Here is a 15,819-nt window from a genome sequence, read left to right as displayed (position 1 = left end):
ATGATCGGACTGGAAGAGGTCAGTCATCGCCATGATGACAGTGCGACGCTGAAAGAAGCCAATCGAATTCCCGCCGGATCGCCTATCCTCGAACTCAAGGGCCTGCAGAAGAATTACGGTCATGTGCAGGCGCTGAAGCCAGCGACGCTGACCTTTCTTGCCGGCGAAATCCACGCCATCGTCGGCGAAAACGGCGCCGGCAAATCCACCCTCATCAAATTGCTGACCGGCGTCATCACCCGCACCGCCGGCGAAGTGCTGTGGTGCGGCCAATCGGTAGGACTGTCGACGCCGAACGAGGCGATCGCCCGCGGCATCAACGCCGTCCACCAGGAAGTCGTGCTCTGCCGGCACCTGACGGTCGCCGCCAATCTCTTCCTCGGCGACGAGGTCAACCGCTATGGCCTGATGCGCAAGAAGCAGATGGAGAAGATGGCGCAGGCCGTGCTCGACGATCTCGGCTTTGGGCTGCCAGCGGGTGCACTGCTAAGCGAGCTGACCATCGGCCAGCAGCAGCTGGTGGCAACCGCGCGCGCGGCGATGCGCGGCACGCAATTCCTGATCTTCGACGAGCCGACAGCCTATCTGACGCGCCAGGAATCGGCGCAGCTCTTCAAGCTGATCCGCCGCCTGCAGGGCGAAGGCGTCACCATCGTCTATATCAGCCACCGCATGGAGGAAGTCTTCGAGCTTGCCGACCGTGTCTCGGTGCTGCGCGACGGAACGCATGTCGGCACGCGCCTGATCGGCGAGACCAACGATGCCGAACTGATCTCGCTGATGATCAATCGCTCGATTGAACAGATCTACCACAAGGAAGAAATCGCGATCGGCGAGACGATCCTCACGGTCAACGGCCTCTCCGGCCCGGGCTTCGAAGATGTGTCGCTGAGCGTCAAGGCGGGACAGATCGTCGGCCTCTACGGCCTGATCGGCGCGGGGCGCAGCGAATTCGCGCTCGGGCTCTACGGCCGCCAGCCGACGACATCCGGCGATGTCGAATGGATGGGCAAGCGTGTCGACATCCGCAACGAACGCACCGCCATGGAGCTCGGCATTGCGCTGGCGCCGGAAAGCCGGCGCGACCAGGGGCTTTGCCTCAACCTGCCGATCGGCCTCAACATCAACCTGCCGGTGTTCGGGCGGCTGAGCCACGGGCCGGTGATCAATCACGCGCGCGAATCGGCCAATGCCGACCAGCAGATCCGCAATCTCAGCATCAAGACGCCGAGCCGGCGCGTTCCGGCCTCCAGCATGTCGGGCGGCAACCAGCAGAAGATCGTCATCGGCAAGTGGCTGAGCCATGGCGCCCGGCTTTTCATCTTCGACGAGCCGACCGTCGGAGTTGACGTCGGCACCAAGGCGGAAATCTACCGGCTGTTCGCCAAGCTTCTGAAGGACGGCGCCGGTATCATCCTGATCTCCTCCTACCTGCCCGAGGTCTACGAACTGGCCGACCGGCTGCACGTCTTCCGCGCCGGCAAAATCGTCGCGAGCCATAATTATCACTCGGCGACGCATGAAGAAGTGCTCAGCGAAGCGATCGGCGTCTGAGCCAAAAGAATAAGAGGGAGAAAATTCATGACTGTCACCCCCACCGAAATCGTCGCGCCGCCGCCGCGCCGGAAAATGAACATTCTGTTCGGCCTGACGCTGATCGGCCTGCTGATCTTCCTCTGGATCGTGCTTGGCGTTGTCACCCCGAGCTTCTGGACGCCGCTCAATATCTCCAACCTGCTGCGTCAGGGCGCGATGACGGCAATCCTGGCGCTCGGCCAGACCTTCGTCATCATCACCGCCGGCATTGACCTTTCGGTCGGCGCCATCGTCGGCTTCTGCACGGTGATCATCGCCTGGCTGCTGCAGGCGGGCGTGCCGGTCTGGGGTGCGATCGCGCTGACGCTGCTCATGGGTGTGGCGATCGGCGCCTTCCATGGCTTCGGCATCGTGCACATGGGCCTGCCGCCGTTCATCATCACGCTGGCAACCCTGACATCGCTGCGCGGCATCGGCCTCTTGATCACCAACGGCTCGACGATCAACATCACCAATGAGGGCTTCAGCAATTTCGCCCGCGCCGATCTGCTCAGTATTCCGAGCCTGTTCTGGATGGTCATCCTGGTGGCGGTCCCCTCCTTCATCTTCCTGCATCTAAGCCGTTGGGGCCGCTATCTCTTCGCGGTCGGTTCGAATGCCGAGGCGGCACGCCTTTCCGGCGTCAACGTCAAGGGTATGATCTACCTTGCCTATATCCTGTCTGCCTCCTTCGCCGCCTTCGTCGGCGTGCTGCTCGCCTCGCGCATCGCGATCGGCAATGCGACGCAGGCCGACGGCTGGGAACTGCAGGCAATCGCCTCCTCCGTCATCGGCGGCACCAGCCTGTTCGGCGCGGTCGGCTCGGTGCATGGCCCACTGATCGGCGCCTTCATTCTCGCCACCATCAACAACGGCGCGAACCTTCTGAACGTCAACTCCTTCTGGCAGCGTATCATCACCGGTCTGCTGATCATCGTGATCGTGTTCTTCGACCAGCTGCGCCGCCGCCGGAGCAATTGAGCGACAAGAGGCAGCCGGCCTGAACAAGCCGGCTTCCTCCATTCAAGGAATGCGAGATCCGTCATGAAAGCAGTTCTTTGCCGGGAGCCCGGCGTGCTCGATATCGTCGAGCGTCCTTCGCCAGCGGCTCCCGCCGCCGGCTGGGTGCGGCTTGCCGTCAGCCATGTCGGCATCTGCGGCACCGACTACCACATCTTCGAGGGCAAACATCCCTTCCTCGAATATCCCCGGGTGATGGGGCATGAGATCTCGGCAACGGTGCTGGAAGCCGGCGACGGCGTCACTATCGCGGTCGGCACGCCCGTCATCGTCAATCCCTATCTCTCCTGCGGGCAATGTATCGCCTGCCGCCAGGGCAAGCCGAATTGCTGCACCAATATCAAGGTGCTCGGCGTCCATACCGACGGCGCCTTCTGCGAGGAGATTTCGGTTCCGGCCGAGAACCTCTATGCCGCCGAAGGCTTAAGTCTCGAAGCGGCGGCAACGACCGAGTTCCTGGCGATCGGCGCGCATGCGGTGCGCCGCTCGATGACCGGTGCGGGAGCACGGGCGCTCGTCATCGGCGCCGGGCCCATCGGGCTCGGGGCAGCGATCTTCTCGCGCATCGCTGGCCATCAGGTGACGCTGCTCGATACCAGCACCGAGCGGCTGCAGATGGCATCGGATCGTTTCGGCTTCACCTCCGGCATCATTGCCAACGAGGCGACAACGGAGGCCGTTCGCGACAAGACCAATGGCGACGGCTTCGACGTGGTCTTCGACGCGACGGGTTACGGCCCTTCGATGGAGAAGGCATTTTCCTTCGTCGCCCATGGCGGCGCGCTGGTGCTGGTCAGCGTCGTCAAGGACGATATCCGCTTCTCCGATCCGGAATTCCACAAGCGCGAGATGATGGTAATCGGCAGCCGCAACGCCACCCGCGTCGATTTCGAACATGTGGCGGATTCGATCGCCACAGGGCTGGTGCCGGTAGACAAACTCATCACCCATCGCACGACGCTTGCCGATACACCGCGCGATCTCGCGCGCTGGGCGCATGAGAAGAATGGGCTGATCAAGGCGGTGATCAGTGTTGGTGGTTAGCAGCGCCGGAAAAGCTCTACAGCGTTAGGCGCCTATTTTGTCATGTTCGCGGGTACCTGCTGCGTAGGTTCCCCGCACTCCGTCATCAGCGAGGCATCGACAAACGCAGGCTCCCTTGTCCTCACGCCCCGTTATCCTGCCGCCGCCTCAATCGCCCTGCGCATCTGCCTGACGACCGTGACGTCCGTCTTGTTCGTGCTTTTCGCCTCGAAGCCAAAAGCCACGGCGCGCGGATCGGCGCTTTCGACGGGCGAGCTACAGGAACCGTGGATCTCGCGGGCGTCGGTCGCCTTCAATATCTCGCCGACGTTGGCGGGGCGGATGCCGCTGCCGGGCATGATGGCGATCCGGCCGGCGGCCTTTGCCGAAATGCGTTTCAGCGTTTCGAGACCGTCGGTGGCCTTGAGCGCGCAGCCGGAGGTCAGGATGCGTTCGCAGCCGAGTTCGACCGCCTGCTCCAGCGCCTGATCGGCATCCGGCACCAGATCGAAAGCGCGATGCAGCGTCGAACCGAGGCCCGCGGCATGCGCCTTCAAACGGTGGATCAACGGCATGTCGAGCGTGCCATCCGGCCGGTTGGCGCCGATGACCACACCGGCAAGGCCTGATGTCCGCACGGCATCGATGTCGATCATCATCGCCTCCTCATCTGCCCCGTCGAAGATGAACGGACCGGCATGTGGGCGGATCATCGCGTAGACCGGAATGGGTGCGCGGGCGGCGATCCGCATCAGGCTCGGCACCGGCGTCAGACCACCGAGTTCCAGCGCCGAGCAGAGCTCGATGCGCCCGGCGCCACCCTCGATCGCAGCGGCAAGGCCTTCGGCACTGTCGACGCACACTTCCAGCAAGATCGTCACGCTACAGTCTCCCTAGCTCCGCCGCGGCTTAAGCCACGGCTGCGGTTTTGACGACCGCTTCCGATGTAATTCTCGCCGCCGCATCGATGATCATTGTGCAGGCATCGGCGGCGGCTTTGCGATGGTTGAAGGCGACGTGATAGGACATCGGCAGATGCTCGTCGAGATCGACGATACGCACCTTGTCGGCAATCGGCATGGCGCTGACCCGGCCGAGGAAGGAGACGTAGCCGTGATTGGCGACGAGGTCGACGATGACAGGCAGCGAATCCGCCGCGGTGATATCCTGGCCGCGCAGGCGCCGGTTGGGGGCGCGTTCGTAGCTGAGGGCCATGGCCGCATGGCCGAGGCCGGTGCGCGGGCTCGGCATGCAGATCGGGTGGCCGGCAACGAGATCGGCAACGCTAGTTCCGGTACTGTCAGGCGGAGCAATCACCACCATCTCGGTCTGCAGCAGTTCGCGATGCCGGAAGCTTTCCAGGCCGAAGACCGAATCCAGGATCGCGACATCGATGCGGCCGCTCTTCAGCGCCTCGCGCAGATCGTCGGCAGTCATCGAGACCAGCGAAATCGCATTGTTGTTGCGGCGCATATTCCATTCCGACACGAGCGATCCCAGGCAGCGCGCCACCCAGCTTTCCGATCCGGTCGGGATGATCGAGCCGATACGCAGCGACCGGGCGGTGCGCCGATAACGCTCGTCGGCCGATGATTTGAGATCGTTCCACGCCTGGCTGATCGCCATGAAGATCTGGTAGGCGCGCCTGCCCTCCTCCGTCAGCACCGAGCCCTGCGCCTGGCGCTCGAACAGGCGATGGCCAAGAAATTTCTCAAGATTGGCAAGCTGAAGCGAAAGCTGCGGCTGTCCGAGGCGAAGGCGACGGGCGGCCCGGTTGATGCTGCCCTGGTCGGCAACTTCGAGAAACCGCTCCATCGTGACGATCTTGACGGGAATGCGGGAAGCCCAGGCCTCGTCAATCTCGGCGGCGGCGCCGTCGTGACCGGCCCATTGGCCGAGCTCAGCGATCGCAGCCATGATCGGCTTCAGGCCTTCCAGCACCCTGCCGCTCGCAATCAGCGTCGCCAGCTCGCCGGAGGCGCGTTCCGTCAGCGTCATCGCCAGTTCGGTCTCGAGATTATGGATTGCCGTCGAGACGGTGGAGGGCGACAGCTGGAAGCGCCGCGCGGTCTCGCGGACCGAACCGGAGGTCAGGACATGGCTTGCGATGAACAGGGCACCAAGATGCAAACGGCCGCCTCCGGAAAGCGCTGGAAAAACCGGACGATATGATGTGTTCAGGAAAAAAGATATCCCTGCTTCCGGAGAGGCGGGCTATCGTTCGATCATAGAAAAATCCGGCCGGCGGGAATCCGCAACAGAGCCGGGGAATATCGTGGAAACACGCAAGGGGACAAAAACAAATCGCGCCGGCCTTGGAAAAGGGAATGCGTTTCCGCGCGCGGAGGTGCATTCGCCGCCATAATCGTGCCGCGACCGCAAATACTGGAGGGGGCTTGCATCGATTTTTCGAGCATGCACGCTATTTCCATCACGCACGCAATTCCGGCATGATGGCGGCTTCACCGCCTTCGCCGGCGGATTTCCTATGCGCAGGCCTCCCGCCCGGGGCTTGGGCCACTGCATAATTCCTTAATTCGGTATCGATTTAAGATAAAATTGTGCAGCAATTCAAAGTGCTACAACGTCCTTGCACGTCCGAAAGACGTGCAGCGCTGTAGGTCAACGGTTTTTGAAAAAGGGGACTTTCCATGCTGAAGAAACTCGCACTTGCCGTTTCGCTCTCCGCCTTCGCAGCGGGTGCGGCCCACGCCGCCGACGTCGTCGTTTCGTCGAAGATCGACACGGAAGGCACGCTGCTCGGCAACGTCATCGCGCTCGCTCTCGAAGCGAACGGCATCAAGACGCAGGACCGCATCGCGCTTGGCGCGACACCGGTCGTGCGCAAGGCGATCACCGCCGGCGAAATCGATATCTATCCCGAATATACCGGCAATGCCGGCTTCTTCTTCAACAAGGCCGATGACGCCGCCTGGAAGAACATCGACCAGGGCTATGAGCTGGCGAAGAAGCTCGATTACGACGCCAACAAGATCGTCTGGCTGACACCGTCGCCTGCCAACAACACCTGGGCGCTCGCCGTGCGCAGCGACGTCGCCGGCCCGAACAACTTGAAGAGCCTCACCGACTTCGGCAAATGGGTTGCCGGCGGCGGTGCCGCCAAGCTTGCCGCCTCCGCCGAATTCGTCAATTCGGCCGGCGCGCTTCCCGCCTTCCAGACGACCTACGGCTTCCAGCTGAAGCCCGACCAGATGGTCGTTCTTTCCGGCGGCGACACGGCGGCAACGATCAAGGCGGCCGCCGATCAGACGAACGGCGTCAACACCGCCATGGTCTACGGCACCGACGGCGCCATCGAAGCGGCCGAACTCACCGTTCTCGAAGACGACAAGAACGTGCAGCAGGTCTATGCCCCGACGCCGATCATCCGCGAAGAGGTGTTGAAGGCCAATCCGAAGATCGAGGAAGTGCTGTCGCCGATCTTCAAGAGCCTGACCGCCGATGAGCTGCGCAAGCTCAACGCCAAGATCCAGGTCGACGGCGAGCCGGCAAAATCCGTCGCCGAAGCCTATCTCAAGGAAAAGGGCTTCCTGAAGTAGTCATTGCCCGCTCCGCCCGATTACGGGCGGAGCTTTCTTTCCTGACAGGATTGGCTTTCCTGACAGGGTTGGCCAGACAGGATTGGGATTCATGGCAGAAACCTTAGCGGTCCGCAGGCTGGACCGGCTCGGCGTGGTTCTGGTGGCAGGCGGCATTGCGGCGACTGCACTGATGCCCTTCATCTACGTGAAGGCGAACCGTATCGCCGCCGGCAAGCCGATGCTGCTGATGCAGCTTCTTCCCCAGCTTTCCGTCATCATCCTGACCGTGCTTCTCCTTCTCACCGCCTTCGCCACGCTGTTCCTACGTCATGCCGTCACGCGGCTTGTCATCGCCACACTCTGCCTTGCGGCGCTGATCGTTGCGATCGGCCTCGTCTCGACCGCCGCGACGCCACCCGGCAGCACGGTGGCGCGCATGACGCCCGGCGGCGGCTTCTGGGTGCTGTTTGCCGTGATCGGCCTCGTCATATCGGATGCGCTGGTGAAGATCCGGCTGGCGCCCTGGATGCGGGTCGCAGCCCTTGCCGCCTATACGGCGCTGCTCTTCATCTCGCTCTCCTCCGGCCTGCTCGACAGCCTTTCGATCATGAAGGAATTTTCGACACGGGCACCGCAGTTCGAAACCGAAGCGATCTCGCATCTGCTCTTGGCGTTCGGCTCGCTTGCCATTGCCATTGTTCTTGGCCTGCCGCTCGGCATCCTCTGCTTTTGGGTGCCGAAGCTGCGGGCTATCGTGCTGCAAGGGCTCAGCCTCATCCAAACGATCCCGAGTCTGGCGCTCTTCGGCCTGTTGATGCTGCCGCTCGGTTATCTCGCCACCCATATGCCCCTCGCCGCCGCCATCGGCATTCGCGGCATCGGCACGGCGCCTGCCTTGATTGCGCTGGTGCTCTACTCGCTGCTGCCGATCGTCGCCAACACCGTCGTCGGCCTTCAGGGCGTCGATCCCTCGGTGCGGGACGCCGCGGCCGGCATGGGGCTGACACGCTGGCAGATCCTGACCCGCATCGACATGCCGCTCGCCTTTCCCGTTATCCTCACCGGTATCCGCATCGTGCTGGTGCAGGCGATCGGCATGGTGACGATCGCCGCACTGATCGGCGGCGGCGGCTTCGGCATCTTCATCTTCCAGGGGCTTGGCCAGACGGCCATGGACCTCGTTCTGCTCGGCGCCGTGCCGACCGTCTTCTTCGCCTTCTCATCGGCCGTCACCCTCGATGCGGTCATCGAAAGCATCCGGGGATCTGCCGCATGACCATGATCGAGATCAGGAACGTCACCAAGCGCTATGGCGCGGCCACCGTCGTCGACGACGTCTCGATGAATGTCGAGAAGGGCGAGATCACCGTCATCGTCGGCACGTCGGGCTCCGGCAAATCGACGCTGATGCGGATGATCAACCGGCTGGTGCCGATCACCGAGGGCGAAATCTCAGTCGGCGGGCATAATGTGATGGACGTTGAGGTAACCGAGCTTCGCCGCAAGATCGGCTATGCCATCCAGGGACACGGCCTCTTTCCGCACCGGACCGTAGCGCAGAATATCGCCACCGTCCCACAGCTTCTCGATTGGGATTCCGCCCGCATCGCCAAGCGTGTCGAGGAACTGCTCGGGCTTTTCAACCTCGATCCGGCAACATTTGCCGACAAATATCCGCACCAGCTCTCCGGCGGCCAGCAGCAGCGCGTCGGCGTCGCCCGGGCGCTGGCGGCCGAGCCGGAGCTGCTTTTGATGGACGAGCCTTTCGGCGCGCTCGATCCCGTCATCCGCGGCAAGGCGCAGGACGATCTGTTGGCGATCCAGAAGCAGTTCGGCACGACGGTTATTCTCGTCACCCATGACATGGATGAGGCCTTCCATCTCGGCAACCAGATCGCGGTGATGAGCGAGGGCAGATTGCTGCAATGCTCGACGCCGGAAAAGATCCTCACCGAACCTGCCGATCCCTTCGTGCAGCAATTGACCGGCACCTCCGACCGGGCGCTGAAGCTGATGTCGCTGCTGCCGCTGAAGGAAAGCATGGAGCCGGCCAAGAGCGGTCTCGCCTATGCCCTGCCGCAATCGCTCAGTCTGCGCGACGCGCTGGCCGAAATGATCTGGCAGGGGGTCGACGAGGCGGCGGTGCAGGATGCGCAAAAGGCGCCGGTGGGATCGATATCGATGACGCGGCTCCTCGAACTGGGCCGCAAGGCATGAAGCTCGTCGTCGCCAATCTCTTCCGCCTGGCGGCGCTGGTTTTGCTGCTCATCCTGCTGTTCAGGACGGAGTGGCTTTCCTTCATGCTGGTGCCGCTGACCAGCAACAATGCGCCTGCCGTTTATACGCAGAACAGCCTGGCCTCGCTGGCCGCCGGCCATCTGCAGTTGGTGATCGGCTCGATCGTCTGCAGCGCCGTGCTTGCCGTTATCGGCGGCATCTTCGTGACGCGGGAAAGCGGGGCTGATTTTCTGCCGCTGTCGCGCGCCATCGCCAATGCCGGGCAGACCTTTCCGCCGGTCGCGGTGCTAGCGCTCGCCGTTCCCGCCACCGGCTTCGGCGCCATGCCGACGCTGATCGCGCTCTTTCTCTACGGCCTGCTGCCGATCTTCGAAAACACCGTCGCCGGGCTGAAGCAGGTTTCGCCGCAGGTTCTCGATGCCGCCGACGGAATGGGCATGAACGGCACGCAGCGGCTGCTGCGGGTCGAGCTGCCGCTTGCCTTGCCGCTGATCCTCGAAGGGCTGAAGGTTGCGACCGTGATCAATATCGGCACGGCGACGATAGGCTCGACGGTTGCGGCAAAGGGCCTCGGCGAGGTCATCATTGCCGGGCTGATTTCCGACAACACCGCCTTCATCCTGCAGGGCGGCCTGATCGTCGGCCTGATGGCGGTGCTGATCTATGATGCCATGGGCTTGGTCGAAGCGGCGATCACCCGAAGAATCGGCTTGCGCCCGGCGTAGGAGGACGGGTACCAAGATCGCAGTGATCGGCGCACTGGGAGGCAGACTTGGCGAAGATGATCCACTCCATGATCCGCGTTCTCGATGAGGCGCGCTCCGTCGAATTCTACGAGAGGGCATTCGGCCTTTCGGTCGCCGACCGCGTCGATTTCGAAACCTTCACGCTGATTTACATGAGCAATGCCGAGACCGGCTTCGAGCTGGAACTGACCGTCAACAAGGGCCGGACCGCGCCCTACGATCAGGGCAATGCCTATGGCCATCTCGCCGTCTCCGTCGAAGAGGTGGCGGTCGAGCGCGAGCGGCTGTCAAAGCTCGGGCTCAAGCCCGGTGAACTGGTGGAGCTCAACCGCGACGGCAAGCTCTTCGGCCTGTTCTTCTTCATCAGCGACCCCGATGGCTACAAGATCGAGGTGCTGCAGCGCCACGGCCGGTTTCTCTGAGGCATCCGACGCCGAACCACCGATACATTCCAAGCCACAGATAATCCCACAGCTTCAAGCGGCATGCATGAGGAGCCCGCCATGATCGAAAAGACTGCGCTCAATTCCGGCTGGACGCTCTCCTGTAACGATACAGGCAGGCCCGGCCTGCCGGCTGCAATACCCGCGACGGTGCCGGGCTGCGTGCATCTCGACCTTCTCGCCAACCGGCTGATCCCCGATCCCTATATCGACGTCAACGAAATCACCAATGACTGGATCGGCAAGACCGACTGGAGCTATCGCTGCAGCTTCGAGGCGATGTCTGGCGATGGCCGGGTGCAGGAATTGGTCTTCGACGGGCTCGATACGGTCGCGGTGATATCACTCAACGGCGAAGAGATCGGCCGTACCTTCAACATGCACCGCACCTATCGTTTCGATGTTTCGGCACTGCTGAAGGCCGGCGCCAACGAACTTTCTGTCACCTTCCGCTCCGCCTACGCCTATGGCGCGGAGATGGAGAAACATTACGGCTACCGTCCCAACAACTATCCGGGACCGGGCAATCTGATGCGCAAGATGGCCTGCAATTTCGGCTGGGACTGGGGGCCGACGCTGGTGACGGCAGGCCTCTGGAAGCCGGTACGGCTGGAAAGCTGGGATCGGTCGCGGCTTGCCGAAACACGGGTATCGGCAACACGTGCCGGCGGCGACGGCCTGGTGAAGGTCCATGCCCGGCTGGCGCGGCAGGGCGACAAGACGCCGTTGAGGCTCGTTGCCGAAATCGGCGGCGTGACCACGACGGTGGCGATTGGGCCTGACGAAGACGCGGTTTCCTTCGAGCTTACCCTCCCCTCGCCGCAGCTCTGGTGGCCGCACCATCTCGGCGCGCAGCCGCTCTACCCGATGACCGTCAGGCTGATCGACGATTTCAGCGACGATCTGCTCGATGGCTTTGAAAGGGAGCTGGGTTTCCGCTCGCTGCGGCTCGATACCGCAGCCGACGAACACGGCTCGGCCTTTACCTTCGTCATCAACGACGTGCCGCTCTTCATCTGCGGGGCGAACTGGATTCCGGACGATTGTTTTCCATCGCGGGTGACGGCCGAGCATTATGCCGCGCGGATCGAGGAGGCAAAAAGCGCCAATATTCACATGCTGCGCGTCTGGGGCGGCGGCATCTTCGAGGCAGACGAGTTCTATGAGGCCTGCGACCGCGCCGGCATGCTGGTCTGGCAGGATTTCCTCTTTGCCTGCGCCGCCTATCCCGAGGAGGAGCCGCTCAGAAGCGAGGTCGAGGCGGAGGTGCGCGACAATGTCGTGCGGCTGATGTCGCATGCCTCGCTCGTCCTCTGGAACGGCAATAACGAAAACATCTGGGGCTTCGACGAATGGGGCTGGCGGCCGATCATCAAGGCAGGCGAAAGCTGGGGGCTCGGCTACTATCTCGACCTGCTGCCGAAACTCTGCGCCGAACTGGATCCGGACCGGCCCTACTATCCCGGCAGTCCCTATTCCGGCTCGATGGAGATCGAACCCAATGCCGACGCACATGGCTGCAAACATATCTGGGACGTCTGGAACGATGTCGGCTACGAGGTCTATCGCAACTATATCCCGCGCTTCTGCTCCGAATTCGGCTGGCAGGCGCCGGCCGCCTGGGCGACGATCGAAGAAAGCGTGCACGACGCGCCGCTGACGCCGCAATCGAACGGCGTCTTCCACCATCAGAAGGCAACTGATGGCAATGACAAGCTGATCCGCGGCCTGTCCGGCCATCTGCCGGAGCCAAGGACAATGGACGACTGGCACTTCGCCACCCAGCTCAATCAGGCGCGCGCCATCCGCTTCGGCGTCGAGCACATGCGCTCGCATCGCAATATCTGCAAGGGTGCGGTGGTCTGGCAGTTCAACGATTGCTGGCCGGTGACCTCGTGGGCGGCACTCGATTCGGCCGGGCGCCGCAAGCCGCTCTGGTATGCGCTGAAGGCCGCCTATGATCCGCGCCTGCTGACGATCCAGCCGCGCGGCGGCGGACTTGCGGCGGTTGCGGTCAATGAACGAACGCTGTTCTGGCGGGCGAAGATCAGCGGCAAACGCATGAAGCTCGACGGCACCGTGCTTGCCGAATTCGAATTCTGGCGGCTGCTGTGCGACCGTTTCGAGGCAAAGGAGTTTCCGTTGCCCGAGGATATCGTCACCCCCGGCTTACCGAAGGACGAACTCATCGTCGTGCAGATGCTGGACCGGCGGGCCTTCCATTATTTCGTCGAGGATATCGAGCTTACCCTGCCGGTACCGCGGCTGACGGTCGATGTCGTCGGGATCGATGGCGGGTATGCGGTCAAGGTGACGGCGCAAAACTTCCTCAAGGATCTCTGCCTGATGGCGGATCGACTGGATCCGGATGCCGTTGTCGACACGATGCTGGTGACCCTGCTGCCAGGCGAGAGCCATGTGTTTGCGGTCAGGACGGCAAGGACGATTGAAGCAGGTGACATCACCGTCGGCGCCGTGCTGCGCTCGGCCAACGATCTCGTCGCAGGGGACTAAAGAGGTCTCGCATCCCTGTGCTCGTCACAGGAATCCAGCCACCGCGCGTCCGCGCGGTGAATTGACCCGATACCTCAAGCGAAAAGTCTTCCGCGCCCAAGGACTTGGACGCACTGGATTCCTGTGACAAGCACAGGAATGAGGGTGAGCAAGCATCTGCCGGATCGAGTGCTCAATGACCTCGGGTAAGAGCGAAGCTCATCGCCAAACACCAAAAAGGCCCCGCATCCGCGGGGCCCTTCCAGCTCGGCCTATCGGACGACGTTACATCCAGTAGGGCGGCACGCCGTAGTAATCATAGACCCGGCGGCCATTGTCGTTGTACCAGGTGTCGTCATCGTCCGAATAGCTCGGAGCGCCTTCGATCTGCTCCTTGGTCAAGTCGATGCGATAGCCGTCCAGCTGGGTGTCGTAGTTCAGCTTTTCCCAGGGAAGCGGATAGTGATCGTGACCGATGCCCAGGAAGCCGCCGAAGCTCAGCACGGCATAGGCGACGCGGCCGTCGCGCTTTCCGATGATCAGGCGTTCGATCGAGCCGATATGCCTGCCATCCGGACCATAGACGCGGGTGCCCTCGACGCGGTCGCTGGCGATCAGCGAATGCGTGTCCTTGACATTGGGGTCACGGCGGGTGGCGTCAGTATCCTCGTTCAACATTTGTGCACCTCCTTTTGGTGTTTTCCTCATGATGGGTATGCAAGATCAACGTCATGGCGGACTCAAAGTTCCCATCCTTCCACGATCTCGCAACGGGCGGATGTTGACGTTTACGTCAAGGTCAGTATAGCTTCATTCGGCTTGAACCGTTCAGGCAATGGCATAAGCTGCTGGACTGGAAGATGGAGGACTCTTCCAGTCAATTGTGGGCCAGCCGATCACCGGCGCGGCCGGCGCGGCGGCCGCAAGGGAGAGAGGAAAACGATGAACAGCATTTCCGTCCATCCGAACGGAGCCAAGCCCGGCAAGCCCTGGCTTGCCTCCTATCCCGATATCGTTCCGGCAGAGATTCCGCCGCTGGAATATGCCTCGCTTACAGAACTGCTCGAAAAATCCTGCGCCCGTTACGCCGACCGGAACGCCTTTTCCAGCATGGGCAAGGCGATGCGCTACCGCGAACTGGAGAGCCAGACGCGCAAACTCGCCGCCTGGCTGCAAAGCACCGGCCTTCAGAAGGGCGACCGCGTCGCCGTGATGATGCCGAACGTGCTGCAGAACCCGATCGCGACCTATGCCATACTGCGCGCCGGCCTCGTCGTCGTGAACGTCAACCCGCTCTATACGCCGCGCGAGCTCGAACACCAGTTGCGGGATTCCGGCGCCAAGGCGATCTTCGTGCTGGAGAATTTCGCCCGCACCGTGGAGCAGGTTCTCAACAAGACCGACCTTCGCCATGTCGTCGTCACCTCGCTCGGGGAAATGCTGGGGCCGAAGGGGCTGATCGTCAATTTCGTCGTGCGCAAGGTGAAGAAGCTCGTTCCCTCCTGGTCGATCCCTCAGCACAGGAGCTTCGGCCAGGTGCTGCGTGAAGGTGCGGGAAAAAAGCTCCAGCCGGTCACGCTGACGGGCAGCGATATCGCCTTCCTGCAATATACCGGCGGCACGACGGGTGTTGCCAAGGGCGCGGTGCTGACGCATGAAAACCTGCTTGCCAACAAGGCGCAGCTATCGCTCTGGCTTCGATCGGCCTTCGAGCGCAAGAAAGAGCCGGAGGTGCTGAATTTCCTCTGCGCCCTGCCGCTCTACCACATCTTCGCGCTGACGGTGAATTCGCTGATGGGCATGTCGCTTGGCGCCCACAATATCCTGATCGCCAATCCGCGCGACATTCCCGGTCTCGTCAAGGAATTCGAAAAATCGAAGGTGCATATCTTCCCCGGCCTCAACACGCTGTTCAATGCGCTGATGAACAATGCCGATTTTGCCAAGCTCGACTTCTCCTCGCTGATCATGTCGCTGGGTGGCGGCATGGCCGTCCAGCGCCCGGTCGCCGAACGCTGGCTGAAGATGACGGGCACGGCAGTGACGGAAGGCTACGGCCTTTCCGAGACATCGCCTGTTGCCACTGCCAACCGCTTCGATTCGCCTGAGTTCACCGGCACGATCGGTCTGCCGCTTCCCTCCACCGACCTCGACATCCGCGACGAGGCAGGCAATTCGCTGCCGCTCGGCGACGTCGGCGAGATCTGCATCCGCGGGCCGCAGGTGATGGCCGGCTATTGGCAGAAGCCGGAAGAGACGGCGCGGGCGATGACCGACGACGGCTACTTCCGCACGGGCGACATGGGTTTCATGGACGATCGCGGCTATACCAAGATCGTCGACCGCAAGAAGGACATGATCCTGGTCTCCGGCTTCAACGTCTATCCGAACGAGATCGAGGAAGTCGCCGCCATGCATGCCGGCATCCTCGAAGCCGCGGCCATCGGCGTGCCGGACGGACATTCGGGTGAGGCGGTGAAGCTCTTCGTGGTCAGGAAGGATCCGAACCTGACGGAAGCCGAAGTGAAAGCCCATTGCATCGCCAACCTCACCAACTACAAACGCCCGCGCTTCATCGAATTCCGCACCGAGCTGCCGAAGTCGCCGGTCGGCAAGATCCTGCGCAAGGACCTGCGCGGCTGAATTGACAAATTCAAAGTGTTACAGCGTCCTTTGCACGTCTTTCGGACGCGCGGCGCTGTCATGAAATTGACAGCCATCCGCTTGCCGCGGGTGGCT

The 15,819-nt window shown here is 62.4% G+C and carries 13 protein-coding genes; 10 read left to right on the top strand and 3 right to left on the bottom strand.

Features of this window, described 5'->3' with window-relative positions; genetic code table 11:
• From HFO71_RS07360 to HFO71_RS07350, 3 genes are all read left to right on the top strand, one after another.
• A complete protein-coding gene (locus tag HFO71_RS07360) occupies nt 1–1,554 on the top strand; it encodes a sugar ABC transporter ATP-binding protein (protein WP_131639833.1) in 1,554 nt (517 codons plus the stop codon).
• Nucleotides 1,555–1,581: 27 nt separating this feature from the next.
• Nucleotides 1,582–2,556 carry an ABC transporter permease gene (locus HFO71_RS07355; protein ID WP_025393012.1) on the top strand — a complete coding sequence of 325 codons (975 nt, stop codon included), beginning with the start codon at nt 1,582–1,584 and terminating at the stop codon, nt 2,554–2,556.
• 63 nt (nt 2,557–2,619) lie between these two features.
• Nucleotides 2,620–3,639 (top strand): zinc-binding alcohol dehydrogenase family protein, encoded by a 1,020-nt coding sequence (locus HFO71_RS07350; protein ID WP_221987753.1) that lies wholly within the window; start codon nt 2,620–2,622, stop codon nt 3,637–3,639.
• A gap of 131 nt (nt 3,640–3,770) precedes the next feature.
• On the opposite strand, the gene HFO71_RS07345 is transcribed toward HFO71_RS07350, so the two are convergent.
• Together HFO71_RS07345 and HFO71_RS07340 are read right to left on the bottom strand one after the other, a co-directional pair.
• Nucleotides 3,771–4,499, bottom strand: a complete 729-nt coding sequence (locus HFO71_RS07345; protein ID WP_168256982.1) for a copper homeostasis protein CutC — start codon at nt 4,497–4,499, stop codon at nt 3,771–3,773.
• Nucleotides 4,500–4,527: 28 nt separating this feature from the next.
• Nucleotides 4,528–5,748 (bottom strand): LysR family transcriptional regulator, encoded by a 1,221-nt coding sequence (locus HFO71_RS07340; RefSeq protein ID WP_168286242.1) that lies wholly within the window; start codon nt 5,746–5,748, stop codon nt 4,528–4,530.
• A gap of 521 nt (nt 5,749–6,269) precedes the next feature.
• Between HFO71_RS07340 and osmF the strand changes: the two genes are divergently transcribed.
• The 6 genes from osmF to HFO71_RS07310 all read left to right on the top strand — a co-directional run bounded on the left by osmF (nt 6,270) and on the right by HFO71_RS07310 (nt 13,101).
• Nucleotides 6,270–7,178, top strand: a complete 909-nt coding sequence (gene osmF, locus HFO71_RS07335) for a glycine betaine ABC transporter substrate-binding protein OsmF (RefSeq protein WP_077977455.1) — start codon at nt 6,270–6,272, stop codon at nt 7,176–7,178.
• Between the two features lie 91 nt (nt 7,179–7,269).
• Nucleotides 7,270–8,436 (top strand): ABC transporter permease, encoded by a 1,167-nt coding sequence (locus HFO71_RS07330; RefSeq protein WP_221987752.1) that lies wholly within the window; start codon nt 7,270–7,272, stop codon nt 8,434–8,436.
• The gene (locus tag HFO71_RS07325) at nt 8,433–9,377 is read left to right on the top strand and encodes an ABC transporter ATP-binding protein (protein ID WP_221987751.1); all 945 of its coding nucleotides are present in this window, start codon (nt 8,433–8,435) and stop codon (nt 9,375–9,377) included. The genes HFO71_RS07330 and HFO71_RS07325 overlap by 4 nt, the downstream gene beginning before the upstream one ends.
• A complete protein-coding gene (locus HFO71_RS07320; protein WP_170268735.1) occupies nt 9,374–10,123 on the top strand; it encodes an ABC transporter permease in 750 nt (249 codons plus the stop codon). The genes HFO71_RS07325 and HFO71_RS07320 overlap by 4 nt, the downstream gene beginning before the upstream one ends.
• Nucleotides 10,124–10,170: 47 nt before the next feature.
• Entirely contained in the window at nt 10,171–10,566 is a 396-nt protein-coding gene (locus tag HFO71_RS07315; protein WP_168258760.1) for a VOC family protein, read from the top strand.
• An 81-nt stretch (nt 10,567–10,647) separates the two neighbouring features.
• On the top strand, nt 10,648–13,101 hold the full coding sequence (locus HFO71_RS07310; protein WP_170268734.1) for a glycoside hydrolase family 2 protein: 2,454 nt from the start codon (nt 10,648–10,650) through the stop codon (nt 13,099–13,101).
• A gap of 264 nt (nt 13,102–13,365) precedes the next feature.
• Here the strand turns inward: HFO71_RS07310 and HFO71_RS07305 are convergent, their stop codons facing one another.
• On the bottom strand, nt 13,366–13,758 hold the full coding sequence (locus HFO71_RS07305; protein WP_017958814.1) for a PRC-barrel domain-containing protein: 393 nt from the start codon (nt 13,756–13,758) through the stop codon (nt 13,366–13,368).
• Between the two features lie 264 nt (nt 13,759–14,022).
• Here HFO71_RS07305 and HFO71_RS07300 point away from each other — a divergent pair, with 264 nt between their 5' ends.
• Complete coding sequence (locus HFO71_RS07300) at nt 14,023–15,723, top strand: long-chain fatty acid--CoA ligase (protein ID WP_168256979.1); 1,701 nt, start codon at nt 14,023–14,025, stop codon at nt 15,721–15,723.
• The last annotated feature ends 96 nt before the right edge of the window (nt 15,724–15,819 follow it).

Source organism: Rhizobium laguerreae, assembly GCF_019778565.1.
In the GTDB taxonomy this organism is placed as follows: domain Bacteria; phylum Pseudomonadota; class Alphaproteobacteria; order Rhizobiales; family Rhizobiaceae; genus Rhizobium; species Rhizobium laguerreae.
This window is presented reverse-complemented; position numbering and strand designations above follow the sequence as displayed.